Source organism: Streptomyces sp. NPDC087787 (assembly GCF_044743035.1).
Lineage (GTDB): Bacteria > Actinomycetota > Actinomycetes > Streptomycetales > Streptomycetaceae > Streptomyces.
Map to the genome: position 1 here is coordinate 250,511 of NZ_JBIUVQ010000003.1, position 16,976 is coordinate 267,486.

Below are 16,976 nucleotides of genomic sequence, written 5' to 3' on the forward strand. Positions count from 1 at the left end.
GCAGCGGCTACGTGTCGCCTTCCTCGGCCGGGCGGGTGCGTCCGGGCTCCGGCAACTCGCTCTGCTGGGCACGCGCGTGCAGCACGTCGCCGATGAACAGGTCGTAGACGAGGACACCGACGACACCGCCGATCAGCGGCCCGACGATCGGGATCCACCAGTAGTGACTGAACGACCCCGCCAGGCTGCCGGGTAGAGCAAGGTCTCCCCATCCCGCGAAGAACGTGAACAGGCGCGGCCCGAAGTCGCGGGCCGGGTTGATGGCATACCCGGCGTTCGCCCCGAAGGAGATGCCGATGGCGGCCACCACGAAGCCGATGACCAGCGGTCCGAGGTTGGCCTTCACCGCCATGTTGCGCAGGTCGATCACCGCCGCGATCAGCATGACCAGGAAGGCGGTGCCGACGATCTGGTCCACGAGGGGCCCCCAGTAACCGCCGTGGAAGTAGGGCGCGGGGAAGGTCGCGAAGATCGAGAACGTGGCGAGGGTGTGCCCGTGCGTCTTCGGCGGCTTCGACACGCTGTCGAAGGTGTTGATCGCATCGTGGTAGACGGCGTACACCAGCGCGGCCCCGACGAAGGCGCCCGTCACCTGCGCGATCCAGTACGGCACCACCTTCGCCCAGGGGAACTTGCGGCGCACCGCGAAAGCCAGCGTCACGGCGGGGTTGATGTGCGCCCCGCTGACGCCGCCGGCCACATACACGCCGAAGGCCACCGCGAAGGCCCAGCCCCAGCCGATCACCAGCCAGTCGGCGGCGCCGAGGAAGAACGTGGTGGGCCCCGACGTGCGACCCGAACCGGGCAGCGCCGCGACCGTCATCGCCACCGAACCGCATCCGAAGGCGATGAGGACGAGGGTCCCCAGGAACTCTGCCATGCATTCGCCCCCGAGCCCTCCACGGCTCCTGAGCCGTGAAGGTCTCAGCAGGGGCGGGATTTCCACGGCCATATCGGCCCCCTCAACGAACGGTCCGGCGAACGGCCGGGCACGGCCCTGAACAGGGCGGCCTCGCGTTGCCGCCCAGTCCCGGGCGGCCCCGCCTCACTGCCAGTCTGCGCGCCGGTGCGGACCGAGGCCACTCGGCCCGGTGCCGGCCACCGGCCGCCGCGCCCCGGCATGCGGCGCGAGGTGGCGGGCCGCGCCCCTATCCCCCCGGCGAGTGAACCCCCATACGGGTGAGATTACTCATCCCGGCAGTGCGAAGAACCGAGGAAAAGCAGCTTTCCGAACGCTCCGGCCGCCTCGGCGCCACCGAATCCGAGTGGCAACCCCGCGGCGACCGAACAAGACTGATCCATGGTTTCGTGATCAGGCGAAAACGCACGGTCCCGGAGACCGGGCACCGCTGGCCGATGGTTTTCGACCTTTCCTTCAGGGAGCTCGCATGGTGGAGAAGTCTGCCGACATCTTGATGCCCGGGCCGGACGAACCCGTGATCGCCGGGCACGCAGGCACCATCCCGGCGGCGACGGAGACAGAAAAGGAACTCGCCGGAATTCTGGCGGACGTCGTACACGCCGAGCACGTCCCGCCCGACAGTCACTTCTTCGACGACCTGGGCGCCAACTCCCTGGTCATGGCGCAGTTCTGCGCACGGGTCCGGAAAAGATCCGATCTGCCGTCGGTGTCCATGAAGGACATCTACCGCAACCCCACGGTCCGCAGCCTGGCGGAAGCTCTCGCGGTCGCCGCTCCGGCCGCCGTCGGCACCCCGGCGACGGCGGCCCCGGCGGCACCCGCGGGCGGGGCGCCGGCACCGGCCGGGACGGCACCGAGCACGGCGCGCTACGTGCTGTGCGGAGCGGCCCAATTGGCCATTTTCCTCGGGTATTCAGTCGTCGTCGGAATGTTCACGGCCCGGGCGTACGAGTGGGTCGCCTCGGGGTCGGGACTCGCCGACATCTATCTGCGGTCATTGCTGTTCGGGACCGGCGGATTCATCCTCCTGTGCGTCTTCCCGGTCGCGGCGAAGTGGATTCTCGTCGGCCGCTGGAAGGCGGGAGAATTCCCGGTGTGGAGTGCGGCCTATCTCCGCTTCTGGATCGTCAAGGTGCTCCTGCACGCGAATCCGATGGTTCTCTTCATCGGAAATCCGGTGTACGTGATGTACCTGCGGGCCCTGGGCGCGCGGATCGGCAGGGACGTCACGATCCTCTCCCACTCCGTGCCGGTCTGCACCGACCTGCTCACCATCGGCGCGGGCACGGTGATCCGCAAGGACACGTTCTTCCTCTGCTACCGCGCGCACGCCGGACGCATCCAGACCGGCCGGATCGACATCGGCCGGGACGTCTTCATCGGCGAGAAGTCGGTGCTCGACATCGACACCTCGATGGGTGACGGCTCACAGCTCGGCCACTCCTCCGCCCTGTACCGGGGCCAGCACGTGCCGGCCGGCGAACGCCGTCACGGCTCCCCGGCGCAGCCCACGTCGGTCGACCACATCCGGGTCGAACCGGCCCGGTGCGGCACCCTGCGGCGGGCGGCCTTCGGGCTGACCTCCCTGCTCCAGCTCTTCCTGCTGTACCTGCCGCTCGCCGTCGGTGGCGTCTACATACTGTTCTCGCAGGTGCCGGTGCTGCGCGACCGGCTGGACGCGGGGACGACCCTGTCCACGATGCCGAAGTTCCTCGCCGACACCCTGGTCGTGTCCGCCGTGCTGTTCTTCGGCGGGCTCGTCGTGGGCCTGGCCGTGCTGTTCACGGTGCCCCGGCTGCTGAGCCTGGCCGTCAAGCCCGACCGGGTCTATCCGCTCTACGGCTTCCAGTACGCGCTGCACCGTACGGTGGCCGGCCTGACGAACATCAAGTTCTTCCCCTGGCTCTTCGGTGACAGCTCGTACATCGTCCCCTACCTGCGCCGGCTCGGATACGACCTGTCCCGGGTGGAGCAGACCGGTTCGAACTTCGGCACCGAGGTGCAGCACGAGACGCCGTTCCTGGTGTCCGTCGGCAGCGGCACGATGGTGGCCGACGGGCTCTCCGTCATCAACGCCGAGTACTCCAGCACGTCCTTCAAGGTGAGCCGGGCTTCGATCGGCGCGCACAACTTCCTCGGCAACAACATCGCCTATCCGGCGGGGGCCAGGACGGGCGACAACTGCCTGCTCGCGACGAAGGTGATGGTCCCCCTCGACGGCGAACTGCGCGAAGGTGTCGGGCTGCTCGGCTCACCGTGCTTCGAGATCCCCCGTTCGGTGGAGCGCGACACCCGCTTCGACCACCTCAGGACCGGCGACGCCCTGCGCCGCAGCCTCGCCGCCAAGAACCGCTACAACCTCCGCTCCATGGCGCTGTTCCTGCTGCTGCGCTGGGTGCTCGCCGCGATGCTCACGGGACTGGCTCTGGCCTGCGTCGACCTGTACGGCACGCTGGGCCACGTGGTGATCGCCGGGTATCTGGCCCTCACCCTGGCCCTCACGGCCGGCTACTTCATCCTGGTGGAGCGGGTCATCGCCGCCTTCCGCGCCCTGCGCCCCCGCCTGTGCTCCATCTACGACCCGTACTTCTGGTGGCACGAGCGGCTGTGGAAGGTGCCGGACGAATGGCTCGAGGTGTTCAACGGGACCCCGTTCAAGACTCTCGTCTGGCGCCTGATGGGCGTGCGCATCGGCCGCCGGGTCTTCGACGACGGCTGCTACATCACGGAGCGGACGCTCACCGTCATCGGTGACGACTGCGTGCTGAACGCGGGCAGCAAGATCCAGTGCCACTCGCAGGAGGACGGCACCTTCAAGTCGGACCGCACCACGCTCGGCTCCGACTGCACGCTCGGGATCGGCGCGCACGTGCACTACGGCGTGACGGTGGGCGACGGGGCCGTACTGGCGCCCGATTCCTTCCTCATGAAGGGCGAGGAAGTTCCTGCGAAGGCGGAATGGGGCGGAAACCCCGCCGCGCCGACGGCGAAGTGAGGAAGGGCCAGTCAATGGGAGCGCTCGTGGCAGCGGACAGGGAGTTCTGGAGCGAGGTGCTGACCGCCGGCGGCTTCACCGCCGTTCCGCGGTGGGCCGGCGAGCCGGTGACCGGTGAGGCCGAGCACGAGCAGATCGTGCCGGCCGGGACGGCGCGGGCGGTGCGCGCCCTGGCGGCGGAGCTGGAGGTGCCGCCCGGCGCGGTCCTGCTGGCCGCGCACGCCAAGGTGCTGGCCGTGCTGTCCGGTGAGCCGGACGTGGTGACGGGCCATGTCCCGGGCCCGGAGTCCGGCCCGCTGCCCTGCCGGCTGGCCGTCACGCCGTCGTCCTGGCGCCGGCTGGTGCTCGACGCCCACCGCGTCGTGGGGAACCTGCTCGCGCACCGGGACTTTCCCGTGGACGAGCTGCGCCGGGAGCTGGGGCTCTCGGGACCGTCGTTCGAGGTCCTCTTCGACCCGGCGGACACCGGGGGCGGCGCCCTGCCCGCGGACGCGGTGCTGCGGGTGGCGTTCGGCGAGCCGGACGGGCTGCTGACGGCACGGCTGCGGTACCGCACGGACGCGCTGGACGCAGGCGCCGCGGCCCGGATCTGCGGCTATCACCTGACCGCGCTGCGCCTGATGGCCGCCGACGTGGACGCCGAGCACACCCGGCAGAGCGTGCTGTCGCCCGAGGAGAGGCGCGACCAGCTGGAGGGGCTGGCCGGGCCGCACCGGGAACTGCCGTCCGCGCGGGCGCACGAACTCTTCGAGGAGCGGGTACGGGCCCACCCCGAGGCGGTGGCCGCGGTGCACGGCGAGCGGTCGTGGACGTACGGAGAGCTGAACGCACGGGCCAACCGGCTGGCCCGGGCCCTGCTGGCGCGCGGTCTGCGCCGGGAGGACGTGGTGGCCGTGGTCACCGAACGCAATCTCGACTGGCTGGCGGCGGTACTGGCGGTGTTCAAGGCCGGCGGTGCCTACCTGCCGATCGAACCGCACTTCCCGGCCGGGCGGATCGAGGCGACGCTCGCCCGGGCCGGCTGCCGGCTGGTGCTGACCGAGCCGGGCAGCAGCGGCACCCTGGACGAGGCGCGGGCCGCGCTGCCGGCGGGGACCGAGAAGCTGCTGATCGAGACGGCGTACGCGGAGCAGCATGCGGACGGCGACCTCCAAGTGGAGGTCGCCCCCGACCAGTTGGCGTACATCTACTTCACTTCCGGCTCCACCGGTGAGCCCAAGGGAGCGATGTGCGAGCACGCGGGCATGCTCAACCACCTGTACGCCAAGATCGACGACCTGGGGCTCGGCCCCGGGCGGGTGGTGGCGCAGACGGCTCCGCAGTGTTTCGACATCTCGCTGTGGCAGTTGCTGGCCGGGCTCCTGGTGGGCGGGCGGACCCTGCTGGTCGAGCAGGACGCCGTCGTGGACGTGGAGCGGTTCCTCGACACGCTCGTGCGCGGCCGGGTCGCCGTGGCGCAGGTCGTGCCCTCCTATCTGGAGGTGGTGGCCTCGTACCTGGAACGCCACCCCCGCGAACTGCCCGACCTGGCCTGCGTGTCGGTGACCGGCGAGGCGCTGAAGCGGGAGCTCGTCCAGCGCTGGTTCGCCCTCCAGCCCGGCATCAGACTGGTCAACGCCTATGGACTCACCGAGACTTCGGACGACACCAACCACGAGGTCATGGACGCGGTGCCGGAACGGGTACTGCTGGGACGTCCGGTCAACAACGTGCGCGTCTACGTCGTCGACGAGAACCTCGCGCCGGTGCCGCTCGGCGCGCCCGGACTGATCGCCTTCTCCGGCGTGTGTGTGGGACGCGGATACGTCAACGATCCCGAGCGGACCCGTGAGGCCTACCGTGAGGACCCGCACCGGCCGGGCGAGCGGCTGTATCTGGCGGGCGACTGGGGCCGCTGGCACCCCGGCGGGAAGCTGGAGTTCCTCGGCCGCCGGGACAGCCAGGTCAAGATCCGCGGGTTCCGCATCGAGATCGGGGAGATCGAGAACACCCTGCTGCGCGTCCCCGGCGTCCGGGACGGCGCGGTGGTCGTCGCCGAACTCGCGGGCCGCAGCACGCATCTGATCGCCTTCCACACCGGCCGGCGGCTTCAGCCGGAGGAGTTGCGCGAGGCGCTCGGTGCCGCGCTGCCCGCGTACATGGTCCCGTCGGCCTTCCACTGGCAGGACGCGCTGCCGCTGACCGGCAACGGGAAGATCGACCGCAAGGCGCTGACGGCACTGGCCGAACGCAGCGCGCCCGCGGCGGACCAGGCCGGTTCCGGGGAGCCCGAGGACGCCCCGCGCACCCCGACCGAGCGGCGGCTGGCGGCCGCGTGGGCGGAACTGCTGGGCCTGCCCGGGCGGACGATCGGCCGGCGGGACCACTTCTTCGACCTCGGCGGAACCTCCCTGTCGGCGGTGAAGCTCACCATCGCCCTGAACCGCGAGGTGTCCCTCAAGGACATCACCCGCCATCCGGTGCTCGCCGAACTCGCCGCGTGCCTCGACGGCACGGCCCGGCAGCGGCCGGGACTGCTCCAGCCGCTGTCGGCGGACGAGGCCTCCCCCGCGTGCGCGCTGGTGTGCTTCCCCCACGCGGGCGGCAACGCGGTCAACTTCCAGCCGATGGCGGGCGCCCTGTCCAAAAGCGGCGTCGCCGTCCTCGCGGTGGACCTGCCCGGTCACGACCCGGCCGCCGGCGAGGAGCCGTTCGCACCGCTGGAACAGGTCGTGGAGCGGGTCGCCACGGAGATCGCCGATCGCGGCCTGAAGCAGATCATGCTGTGGGGCCACTCCTCCGGCACCGCGCCCGCCCTGCTGGCCGCCCGAAGGCTCTCCGCGCTCGGGGTAGAGGTGACACGGGTGTTCCTCGGCGCCCAGTTGCTCGGCACCGCCGCCGAACGACACGCCGCCGCAGCTGAGTTGACCGAGCGCGGCGACGCCGAGATCGCCGCCCGGATCGGTGCGGACGGCGGCTACCCGGAACTCGGCGAGCTGAACGCGGAGCACGCCGAACGGGTCGGGGCCGCCTACCGGCACGACTGCGTGGCGGCGCACCGCTGCTTCGCCGACACCCTGGACAGCCCACCCGCGGTGCGACTGACCGCGCCGGTCACCGTGGTCGTCGCCGACGACGACCCGAGCACCGCGGGCTTCCGGGACCACTGGCGGGACTGGGAGCTGCTGGCCGAACAGGTGGACCTGCGGGAACTCACCGACGGCGGCCACTACTTCCCCCGCACCCGCCCGGCCGCCGCGGCGGCGGCCGTACTGGACGCCGCCGGGCTGCTGGCCTCCTCCTGAACACCGCCGAGGCCCGCTCTGTGAGCCTCGCCGGTGACGAACGAAAGGAAACCCAGATGTCGTTCTCATCCCCGGCTTCGGTGCTGGAGGTGGAGATGCGCCCGGGCAGACCGCCCGTCCTGTGCGTCGACACCCCTGCGGACGCGACCGGATGGGCGGCCGAGCACCGCGAGGCGCTGCGGGCACAGGTCGCCGAGCACGGAGCACTGTTCGTGCGCGGCCTGGGACTGGCGGAGGCGGAGCAGATATCCGCCGTCTTCACGGAACTGGCCGGCCCCCTGATGCCGGAGCGGGAGGCCTTCGCCCCCCGCGAGTCCTACGGCCCCGGCCTGTACTCCTCCACCGCCTGGCCCGCCAACCAGCCCATGTGCATGCACCACGAGCTGAGTTACGCGCTGAAGGTGCCCGGCCTGATGCTGTTCGCGTGCCCGACCGCGCCCACCGGGGGCGGGGCGACCGCGGTGGCCGACGCGGAGGCCGTCCTGAGCGCGCTGCCCGCCGGGCTGACCGAGCGCTTCGAGCGCGAGGGCTGGCTGCTCACCCGCAGCTACAACGACGAGATCGGGGCGTCCCTGGCGGAGTCGTTCGGCACCGAGGACCGCGAGACCGTCGAGAACTACTGCCGCGCCCACGCCATCGAGTTCGCCTGGCAGCCCGACGGCGGACTGCGCACCCGGCAGCGGCGCTGCGCCGTGGTGCGGCACCCGGTCACCGGCCGGCGCTGCTGGTTCAACCAGATCGCCTTCCTCAACGAGTGGACGCTGGCCCCGGAGGTGCGCGAGTACCTGGTGGACGAGTACGGCGCGGACGGGCTGCCGTTCAACACCCGCTTCGGCGACGGCGGACCGATCGGCGAGGAGGTGATCCAGCTGCTCAACGAGACCTACGAGGCGCACACGCGCCGCGAGCCCTGGCAGTCCGGCGACCTGCTGCTGGTCGACAACATACGCACCGCGCACAGCAGAGAGGCCTTCACCGGTGACCGGCAGGTGCTCGTCGCCATGGCCGAGCCCCAGCGCCTGGCCGAGTACGGCCCGACCGCGAAGGGAAGCCGGCGATGACCTCCGTGACCTCCCCCGCCACCGACCGGGCCGCCTCCGGGCCGGCCCCCGTGCCCACCTTCGCCGTGATCTCCGGCGCCCAGGTCAGGCAAGCGCTCGAAGGGCGCGAGAAGCAGCTCACCGAACTGGTCGAGGCGACGTACCGGCTGCACGGGTCCGGCAGCACGGTGAACCCGCCGTCGTACTTCCTGCGCTTCCCCGACCGTCCCACGTCGCGGATCATCGCGCTGCCGGCCTCCGTCGGTGGTCCGGCGGGCGTGGACGGACTGAAGTGGATCTCCAGCTTCCCGGACAACGTCGGCGCCGGACTGCCCCGGGCCTCGGCGGTCCTGGTCCTCAACGACCACGACACCGGCTACCCCATCGCCTGCCTGGAGAGCTCCATCATCAGCGCCACCAGGACCGCCGCGTCCGCGGCGCTGGCCGCCGACTGGCTCACCCGCAACCGGCCCCGCCCCACCCGGGTCGGCTTCTTCGGCACCGGGCTGATCGCCCGCTACATCCACACCTTCCTGACGGGGACCGGCTTCGGCTTCGACAGCGTCGGCGTGTACGACCTGTCCGCCGACAGCGCCGCCGGGTTCTGCGGCTACCTGCGCCAGTCCGGCGCGGACGGCAACGCTCCGGAGATCACCGTCCACGAGAGCGCCGAGGATCTGATCCGCTCCAGCGACCTGCTGGTCTTCGCGACGATCGCCGGCGAGCCGCACGTCACCGACCCGGCCTGGTTCACCCACCACCCGGTCGTCCTGCACGTGTCGCTGCGCGACCTCGCCCCGCAGGTGCTGCTCTCGGCGGCCAACTTCGTCGACGACGTCGAGCACTGCCTGAAGGCCGACACCTCGCCGCACCTGACCGAGCAGCTCACCGGCGGCCGGGACTTCCTGAACGGCACCCTCGACGACGTCATGACCGGGCGGGTGGATCCGCCCACCGACCGGCCGGTGATCTTCTCACCGTTCGGCCTGGGAGTCCTCGACCTCGCCGTCGGCAAGTACGTCTACGACGAGGTGGCTCGCGCCGGAAACCTGCACGTCATCGACGACTTCTTCCACGAGCTGCGCCGGTACGGCTGAACGTTCCTTCCCTCGGCTCAGGCATCAGGAGGCCAGCGTGCCCGTCATATCAGCCCCTCACGCCTTCAACGAAGGCCAACTCTACGTTGATCTCCGGTCGATATTCGGGCGCTCGCTCTACCTGAAGTGCGAGGGCTTCAACTTCGCCGGCTCGATCAAGATGAAGGCCGCGACAGAGATGGTGGAGGCCGCGGAGCGGGACGGCCTCCTGACACCCCGCTCGACCCTCATCGAGTCCTCGTCGGGCAACCTCGGCGTGGCGCTCAGCATGATCGCCGCCAGCAAGGGCTACCGGTTCCTCTGCGTGACGGACTCCCGCTGCAATCTGTCCGCCCGGCTGCTGATGGAGGCGCTGGGCAGCGAGGTGCACGTCATCGCCGACCTGGACGCCAACGGCGGGTTCCTCGGCGCGCGGATCGACTACGTCCGCGCGCTGTGCGCCTCCGACGAGCGGTACGTGTGGCTCAGCCAGTACACCAACCCGAACAACTGGGGTGCCCACTACCGCAGGACCGGGCCGGAGATCGCCCGTCAGTTCCCGCGTCTCGACGTGCTGTTCGTCGGCGCGGGCACCACGGGCACGCTGATGGGCTGCGCCCGCTTCTTCCGCGAGTGGCGCCGGCCGGTGCGGATCGTCGCGGTGGACACCGTCGGCTCGGTCGCCTTCGGCGGTCAGCCGGGCCGGCGGATGATCCCCGGACTGGGGATGAGCATGCGCCCGCCGCTGCTCGACGAGTCCTTCGTCGACGAGGTGATCCGGGTCGAGGAGGCCGACACCATCCGCGCCTGTCACCGGCTGGCCCGGCGCGGCTTCCTCTTCGGCGGTTCCACCGGGACGGTGGTCAGCGGGGCCGTGGACTGGCTGTCGCGCAACGACGCCCGCGACCTGACCGCCGTGGCCATCGCCCCGGACCTCGGGGAGCGCTACCTCGACACGATCTACCAGACCTCCTGGCTCGAGGACCTGTACGGCGACCTGCTCCTCGGCGACCGGCGCGGCCAGGGGGAACCCGACCCGGAGGAGGTCACCGCGGGATCCGTCGCCGTCGATCCCCGCTCGCCCGCGCAGGGCGGGTCACGCGAGCGGTAGCGCCCGCCGCACGTACGGGGACCGCGGGGCGGACGGCCGCCCCGCGGTCCCCGTACGGGGGCACGCCGCCGGTCAGCTCGCGGCGCCGCGCAGTTCGGACAGCGTGGCCGCGGTCAGCGGCCGGGGCTCGCTGCCGGGGTCGACCAGGACCACCGTGCAGGTGGCGGCATGGGTCAGGGCCGCGGTGAGACTGCCGTCGGCGAACTGGGCCAGCGGACCGCGCGGCGAGCGGCCCACCGCCACGGCACGCGCGCCCACCTCGGCGGCGTGCCGGGCCAGGGCGCGGCCGGCCGCCGCGTGGTCTCCGACGCTGCCGAGGATCTGGCCCCGTGCGACGACACCGTGGGCGGCGAGGCGGTCGAGGTGGGCGGTGACGGTGGCGCGGGCCTGCTCGAAGTCCTCGGCGTCGGCCGCCTGTTCCTCGACGACGGCGGTCTGCTGGACGTGCACGACCTCCAGGGGGCTGCCGGAGTCCCGGGCGAGCCGGGCCGCGGCGTCGACGATCACGGCGGCCCCTTCGTGGGCGCCGACGGCGACGACCACGGGCGGCGTGCTGGTGGACGGCGCGGGGCCGACGGGTGTGAACGTCGGTGTGACGGGCTTTCCTTCGCCGGTGCCCGTCTCGGCCTGCCGCAGCAGCCGGTGGCCGCAGGCCAGCACGGGAATAGCGAGGAGGAAGGTGGCGGCGCCGAGGTAGAACGGGACGCTCAGGTCGGTGGCGTCGGCGAGCTTGCCGGCCGCGTAGGGGGCCAGGCCGCCGCCGATGAACCGCAGGAAGCCGTACGCGGAGGAGGCGACGGGCCGCTCGACCGGGGAGACGAGCATGACGGCCTGGGTGGTCAGGGTGTTGTTGATGCCGATGAACGCGCCGCTGACGATGACCGCCACGATGACGACGGTCGGGGTGGCGACACCCGCGGCTATGACGGCCATCACGATGCTCAGGCCGGCCAGGTTGGCGTAGAGCACGGGGGCGGTGCCGTAGCGGGCCTGGAGGCGCGGGGCGAAGAAGACGCTGAAGGCGGCGACGAGCAGTCCCCAGCCGGTGAAGACCAGCCCGAGCTGGTGGGCGTCCAGCTCCATCGGGTACGGCGCGTAGCCGAGCATGGTGAAGAAGCCCCAGTTGTAGAGCAGGGCCATGATGCCCATGGTCAGCAGGCCGCGGTGGCGCAGTGCCTTGAGGGGGGCGAGGGGCGAGGTGCGGCGTTCGGGCTTCGGCAGGTTCGGGACGAAGGCCAGGGTGGCCACGAGGGCGATGGCCATGAGGACGGCGACGCCGAAGAAGGGGCCGCGCCAGCTGATGGCGCCCAGTTCGCCGCCGAGCAGCGGGCCCACGGCGATACCGAGGCCGAGCGCGGTCTCGTAGAGGATGATCGCGCCGCCGAAGCCGCCGCTGGCCGAGGCGACGATGACGGCCAGCGAGGTGGCGATGAACAGCGCGTTGCCCAGTCCCCAGCCGGCGCGGAAGCCGACGATGCCGTCGATGGAGCCCGACGTCCCGGCCAGGGCGGCGAAGACGACGATGACGGCCAGGCCGGTGACGAGGGTGCGCTTGGCCCCGAAGCGGCTGGAGAACCAGCCGACGATCAGCATCGCGACAGCGGTGACGATCAGGTAGCTGCTGAACAGCAGGGAGACCTGGCTGGGCGAGGCGTGCAGGCTCTGGGCCAGGGCGGGCAGGATCGGGTCGACCAGGCCGATGCCCATGAACGAGATGACGCAGGCGAACGCGACGGCCCAGACGGCCTTGGGTTGTTTGAAAGGGCTGGCGGCCTTTCCGTGGCCGGCGGCCTTTGCGTGCGGTGCACTCATGTACGCCTCTCCTGTGAGGTGGGCCGAGGTGGTCGGCGGTGGCGTGGGCGGGTCAGGAGCGCGCCTGGCGGTCCTCGATGACGCGGGCCAGGGCCGGCAGCGCGACACGCACCGCGCGCTGTTCGGCCTCGGGCAGTTCCTCGACGAGCTGCTGGAGGGCCCGGGCCCGTTCCGAGCGGCGCTGCCGGAAGACCTCGAGACCGGCGTCGGTGGCCTCCACGAGGACGCCCCGGCCGTCGCTGTGGTCCGCGGTGCGCCGTACCAGGCCCGCCCGCTCCAGCCGGGTCACCAGCTGGGTCATGTTGGGCTGGGACACGCTCTCCGCCCGCGCCAGCTCCGTCAGCCGGTACGGGCCCTCGCGGCCCAGCCGGGACAGCACCGAGGAGGCGGCCGTGCTCAGTCCGCCGGCGGTGGCGCTGCGGCGCACGTACCGGACCATCTGCTCGACGGCGATCATCAGGTCCTCGGGCGACGCCTCGGGGCCCGCTGGGTCCACAACCCGCTTATGCATAAGCGCATTATGCATTTAGGTGTAGGACGAAACAAGATTCCGCGATCCGGGGAGGCATGAACGCGTCGAGGCCGGCCCGGGGCGGGCCGGCCGGCCTCGATGCCATGATCAGCCGATCAGGGCGTGATCAGATGTGTTCGGTTGTCGTCATCCTCGATCGAGATACGCGATCAGACGAGGTCGAACCGGTCGAGGTTCATGACCTTGACCCACGCCGCGACGAAGTCCTGGACGAACTGCTCCTTCGCGTCGTCGCTCGCGTAGACCTCCGCGAGCGCGCGCAGCTCGGAGTTGGACCCGAAGACCAGGTCGGCACGGCTGCCCGTCCACTTGACCTCGCCGGTGGCGGCGTCGCGGCCCTCGAAGGTGCCGGCGTCCTCGGACACCGCGTGCCACGTCGTGCCCAGGTCGAGCAGGTTGACGAAGAAGTCGTTCGTCAGCACGCCGGGCGTCTCGGTGAGCACGCCGAGCCGCGAACCCTTGTACGTGGCACCCAGGGCGCGCAGGCCACCGACGAGGACCGTCATCTCGGGGGCGCTCAGCGTGAGCAGGTTCGCCCGGTCGAGCAGCAGGTACTCCGCCGGGAGCCGGTTGCCCTTGCCGAGGTGGTTGCGGAACCCGTCGGCGGTCGGCTCGAGCGCGGCGAAGGACTCCGCGTCGGTCTCCTCCTGCGAGGCGTCCACGCGGCCAGGGGTGAAGGGCACCTCGACGTCGAAGCCGGCCTCCGCGGCGGCCCGCTCGACGGCCGCGCCGCCGGCGAGCACGATCAGGTCGGCCAGCGAGACCCGCTTGCCGCCGTCCTGGGCGGCGTTGAAGGACTCCTGGACCTGCTCCAGGGCGCGCAGCACCGTCGCCAGCTCGTCGGGGTCGTTGACCTCCCAGCCGCTCTGCGGCTGGAGCCGGATGCGGGCGCCGTTGGCGCCGCCGCGCTTGTCGCTGCCGCGGAAGGTGGAGGCCGACGCCCAGGCGGTGGACACGAGCCGCGCCGTCGACAGACCCGAGTCGAGGACCTTGGCCTTGAGCTCGGCGACGTCCGCGGCGTCGATCTGCTCGTAGTCCGCCTCCGGCAGCGGGTCCTGCCAGATCAGCGTCTCGGCGGGGACCTCCGGGCCGAGGTAGCGCACGGCCGGGCCCATGTCGCGGTGGGTCAGCTTGAACCACGCGCGCGCGAAGGCGTCCGCGAACTCCTCCGGGTTCTCCATGAAGCGCCGCGAGATCGGCTCGTAGGCCGGGTCGACCCGCAGGGAGAGGTCCGTCGTCAGCATCGTGGGCGCGTGCCGCCTGGCCGGGTCGTGGGCGTCGGGGACGGTGTCCGCGCCCGCGCCGTCCTTCGGCCGCCACTGGTGGGCGCCTGCCGGGCTCTTGAACAGCTCCCACTCGTAGCCGAACAGGATCTGGAAGAAGCTGTTGTCCCAGGTGGTCGGCGTGTCCGTCCAGATGCCCTCCAGGCCGCTGGTGATCGCGTCGCCGCCCTTGCCGGTGCCGTAGGTGCTGCGCCAGCCCAGGCCCTGCTCCTCCATCGTGGCGCCCTCGGGAGCGGGGCCGACATGGTCGGCGGGGCCCGCTCCGTGGGTCTTGCCGAAGGTGTGGCCGCCCGCGATCAGGGCGACCGTCTCCTCGTCGTTCATCGCCATCCGGCGGAACGTCTCACGGATGTCGCGGGCCGCGGCGAGCGGGTCCGGGTTGCCGTTGGGGCCCTCGGGGTTGACGTAGATCAGGCCCATCTGGACCGCGCCGAGCGGGTTCTCCAGCTCGCGGTCGCCGGTGTAGCGCTCGTCGCCGAGCCAGGTGGTCTCGGGGCCCCAGTAGACGTCCTCCTCGGGCTCCCACACGTCCTCGCGGCCGCCGGCGTAGCCGAAGGTCTTGAAGCCCATCGACTCCAGGGCGACGTTGCCGGCGAGGACCATGAGGTCGGCCCAGGAGAGGTTCCGGCCGTACTTCTTCTTCACCGGCCACAGCAGGCGGCGGGCCTTGTCCAGGTTGCCGTTGTCCGGCCAGCTGTTGAGCGGCGCGAAACGCTGCTGGCCGGCGCCCGCGCCGCCCCGGCCGTCGCTGATCCGGTAGGTGCCGGCGCTGTGCCAGGCCATCCGGATGACGAAGGGGCCGTAGTGGCCGAAGTCCGCGGGCCACCAGTCCTGCGAAGTGGTCAGCACCTCGGCGATGTCCCGCTTGACGGCGGGCAGGTCGAGGCTCCGGAACGCCTCGGCGTAGTCGAAGTCCGCGCCGAGCGGGTTGGCCACCGCGGGGTTCTTGGCGAGGATCTTCAGGTTCAGGCGGTCCGGCCACCACTGGCGGTTACCGCCGCCCTGGGTGGGGTGCGCCGCACGGCCGTGCGCGACCGGGCAGCCGCCTGTGCCCTCCGTCTTGGCGTCGGTGACGATTGCATCGGGGTTCTCGGACATGGTCTTCCTTCCGGACTGGGCGGATCACGAGCTCAGGTACTGCCGGAGGTGGAACAGGCGGGGCACAGGCCCCAGTAGATGACCTCGGCCTCGTGGATCGAGAAGCCGTGGTCCTCGGACGCGGTCAGACACGGGGCGTCGCCCACGGCGCAGTCGACGTCGGCGACGGCACCGCACGAGCGGCACACGACGTGATGGTGGTTGTCCCCGACACGCCCCTCGAACCGGGCCGGGCCGCTGGACGGTTCGATACGGCGCACGAGCCCTGCCGCGGTGAGCGCGCGCAGCGCCTCGTAGACGGCCTGCAGGGAGACGTGACCCACGCGTTCGCGCACCCCGGAAGCGATCGCCTCGGCATCGAGGTGATCACCTGCCCGTACGGTTTCGAGCAGTGCCACCCGCGCGGCAGTCACGCGCAGGCCGGCGGCGCGCAGCTCACCCGCGGTGGCCTCGGTCCGAGGTCCGGTCATGCGCCGAACCTACGCCGCAAACACGAACGACTCAAGAAAACGAAGGGTCAAAGTCTTGCCGTGTCTCCGCGGCGGTGACCGCGAGGGGAGGGGACCTCGGAACCCGCGGTTCCGTGACATCCCTCATGTTCCATCCTGAAACTAAGCGTCCCGCATAGTAGATGCCCTGCCGGAGACATAGGGGATATGTCCACCTTCGTGCGGGCGCCCGGCCCGACGGGCCCGCCGAAGCGCCACTCTCCCGCCGCGTCTCCTGGTGCCGCTCACGCGAGGGTCTTCTGACTGCGCGCCAGGGTTACGGAGGCCGTGGGGGCCGGAGGCAGCACGCCCGCGTTCGCTTTCGCAAGGGTCTCGCGAAGGTACGAGGTGAGGTAGTACCAGGGGCCCTTTGCGCCCTTTGCGGAGCCGTCCCAAGAATGACGAACCCCCACCCCGAGCGAGGTCAACGCATGGGCACGCACCGCAAGCAGCAGCACTACCGGCGCATAGTCGTCGCCGCCGTCGCCGTGGGCGCCGTCGCCGTCCCTTCCACGGCACTGGCCTGCAACGGCAGTCCGTCCGCCCCCGGAGGCAGCCCCTCCCTCGGCGCCGGGAGCCGTCCGGACGGAGCCGGTGGGCTCCGGCACGGCGGTCACGGCCCATCCCAGCCGGGCGGCCCCGGCTGGGGCCGGCACGGCCACCACATCTCCCCGACCAGCCCCGCTTCACCGGCGTCCCCGGCCGGCCCGGCCGCCCCCGCCCGGCCGAGCGCTCCGGACGCGGGTGCTCCCGCCCAGCCGAGCGCGCCCGACGCCGGCGCGCCCGCCCAGCCGAGTGCTCCGGACACGGGTGCTCCCGCCCAGCCGAGTGCCCCGGACGCCGGTGCGCCCGCCCAGCCGAGCGCGCCCGACGCGAGGGCTCCTTCCGAACCGGCCGCGTCCAAGGACACCTCCGCCTCGTCCAAGGCCACGGCCCGCGTCGTGGAGCTCGTCAACTCCCAGCGTTCCAAGGTGGGTTGCTCGGCCCTGACCGTGAACGACAAGCTGACCAAGGCCGCCCAGGCGCACAGCGAGGACATGGCGGCCCATCAGAACATGTCGCACACCGGGTCCGACGGGTCCAACCCGGGCGACCGGATCACGCGGGCCGGCTACAGCTGGCAGAGCTACGGCGAGAACGTCGCCTACGGTTACGCCACCCCGGAGCAGGTCATGGCGGGCTGGATGGGCAGCCCCGGCCACAAGGCGAACATCCTCAACTGCTCCTTCAAGGAGATCGGCGTCGGTCTCGCCCAGCCCGGCAACTACTGGACACAGGAGTTCGGAGCCGGCCGCTGACCCGCGGCGCGGTCCGGCGCCCCCGCCGGACCGCGCC

The 16,976-nt window shown here is 71.5% G+C and carries 11 protein-coding genes; 6 read left to right on the forward strand and 5 right to left on the reverse strand.

All coding sequences use genetic code 11. The features are described 5' to 3' along the window. Nucleotides 1–7: 7 nt before the first annotated feature. The gene (locus ACIOWN_RS07110; RefSeq protein WP_362349636.1) at nucleotides 8–952 is read right to left on the reverse strand and encodes an MIP/aquaporin family protein; all 945 of its coding nucleotides are present in this window, start codon (nucleotides 950–952) and stop codon (nucleotides 8–10) included. A 436-nt stretch (nucleotides 953–1,388) separates the two neighbouring features. On the opposite strand from ACIOWN_RS07110, the gene ACIOWN_RS07115 reads away from it, so the two are divergent. From ACIOWN_RS07115 to sbnA, 5 genes are read left to right on the forward strand one after another with little or no spacing between them, the layout of a single operon-like run. After that, complete coding sequence (locus ACIOWN_RS07115; protein ID WP_401980913.1) at nucleotides 1,389–3,917, forward strand: Pls/PosA family non-ribosomal peptide synthetase; 2,529 nt, start codon at nucleotides 1,389–1,391, stop codon at nucleotides 3,915–3,917. A 14-nt stretch (nucleotides 3,918–3,931) separates the two neighbouring features. Continuing rightward, a complete protein-coding gene (locus ACIOWN_RS07120; protein WP_401980916.1) occupies nucleotides 3,932–7,201 on the forward strand; it encodes an amino acid adenylation domain-containing protein in 3,270 nt (1,089 codons plus the stop codon). Nucleotides 7,202–7,257: 56 nt separating this feature from the next. Then, nucleotides 7,258–8,262: a TauD/TfdA family dioxygenase gene (locus ACIOWN_RS07125; RefSeq protein ID WP_362349640.1), complete on the forward strand. Its 1,005-nt coding sequence runs from the start codon at nucleotides 7,258–7,260 to the stop codon at nucleotides 8,260–8,262. Then, nucleotides 8,259–9,338, forward strand: a complete 1,080-nt coding sequence (gene sbnB, locus ACIOWN_RS07130) for a 2,3-diaminopropionate biosynthesis protein SbnB (RefSeq protein ID WP_362349642.1) — start codon at nucleotides 8,259–8,261, stop codon at nucleotides 9,336–9,338. Before ACIOWN_RS07125 ends, sbnB begins: the two co-directional genes overlap by 4 nt. Nucleotides 9,339–9,375: 37 nt before the next feature. Beyond that, nucleotides 9,376–10,428 carry a 2,3-diaminopropionate biosynthesis protein SbnA gene (gene sbnA, locus ACIOWN_RS07135; RefSeq protein ID WP_362349644.1) on the forward strand — a complete coding sequence of 351 codons (1,053 nt, stop codon included), beginning with the start codon at nucleotides 9,376–9,378 and terminating at the stop codon, nucleotides 10,426–10,428. A 72-nt stretch (nucleotides 10,429–10,500) separates the two neighbouring features. Here sbnA and ACIOWN_RS07140 read toward each other — a convergent pair whose 3' ends face one another. From ACIOWN_RS07140 to ACIOWN_RS07155, 4 genes are all read right to left on the reverse strand, one after another. Beyond that, nucleotides 10,501–12,240, reverse strand: coding sequence for an MFS transporter (locus ACIOWN_RS07140; RefSeq protein ID WP_362349645.1), 1,740 nt, complete (start codon nucleotides 12,238–12,240; stop codon nucleotides 10,501–10,503). A gap of 52 nt (nucleotides 12,241–12,292) precedes the next feature. Next, entirely contained in the window at nucleotides 12,293–12,751 is a 459-nt protein-coding gene (locus ACIOWN_RS07145) for a MarR family transcriptional regulator (protein ID WP_362349647.1), read from the reverse strand. Nucleotides 12,752–12,921: 170 nt separating this feature from the next. Then, nucleotides 12,922–15,153 carry a catalase/peroxidase HPI gene (gene katG / locus ACIOWN_RS07150; protein ID WP_362349649.1) on the reverse strand — a complete coding sequence of 744 codons (2,232 nt, stop codon included), beginning with the start codon at nucleotides 15,151–15,153 and terminating at the stop codon, nucleotides 12,922–12,924. A 32-nt stretch (nucleotides 15,154–15,185) separates the two neighbouring features. Continuing rightward, the gene (locus tag ACIOWN_RS07155) at nucleotides 15,186–15,623 is read right to left on the reverse strand and encodes a Fur family transcriptional regulator (RefSeq protein ID WP_362349651.1); all 438 of its coding nucleotides are present in this window, start codon (nucleotides 15,621–15,623) and stop codon (nucleotides 15,186–15,188) included. Between the two features lie 449 nt (nucleotides 15,624–16,072). On the opposite strand from ACIOWN_RS07155, the gene ACIOWN_RS07160 reads away from it, so the two are divergent. After that, on the forward strand, nucleotides 16,073–16,939 hold the full coding sequence (locus ACIOWN_RS07160; protein WP_401980921.1) for a CAP domain-containing protein: 867 nt from the start codon (nucleotides 16,073–16,075) through the stop codon (nucleotides 16,937–16,939). Nucleotides 16,940–16,976 lie beyond the last annotated feature (37 nt).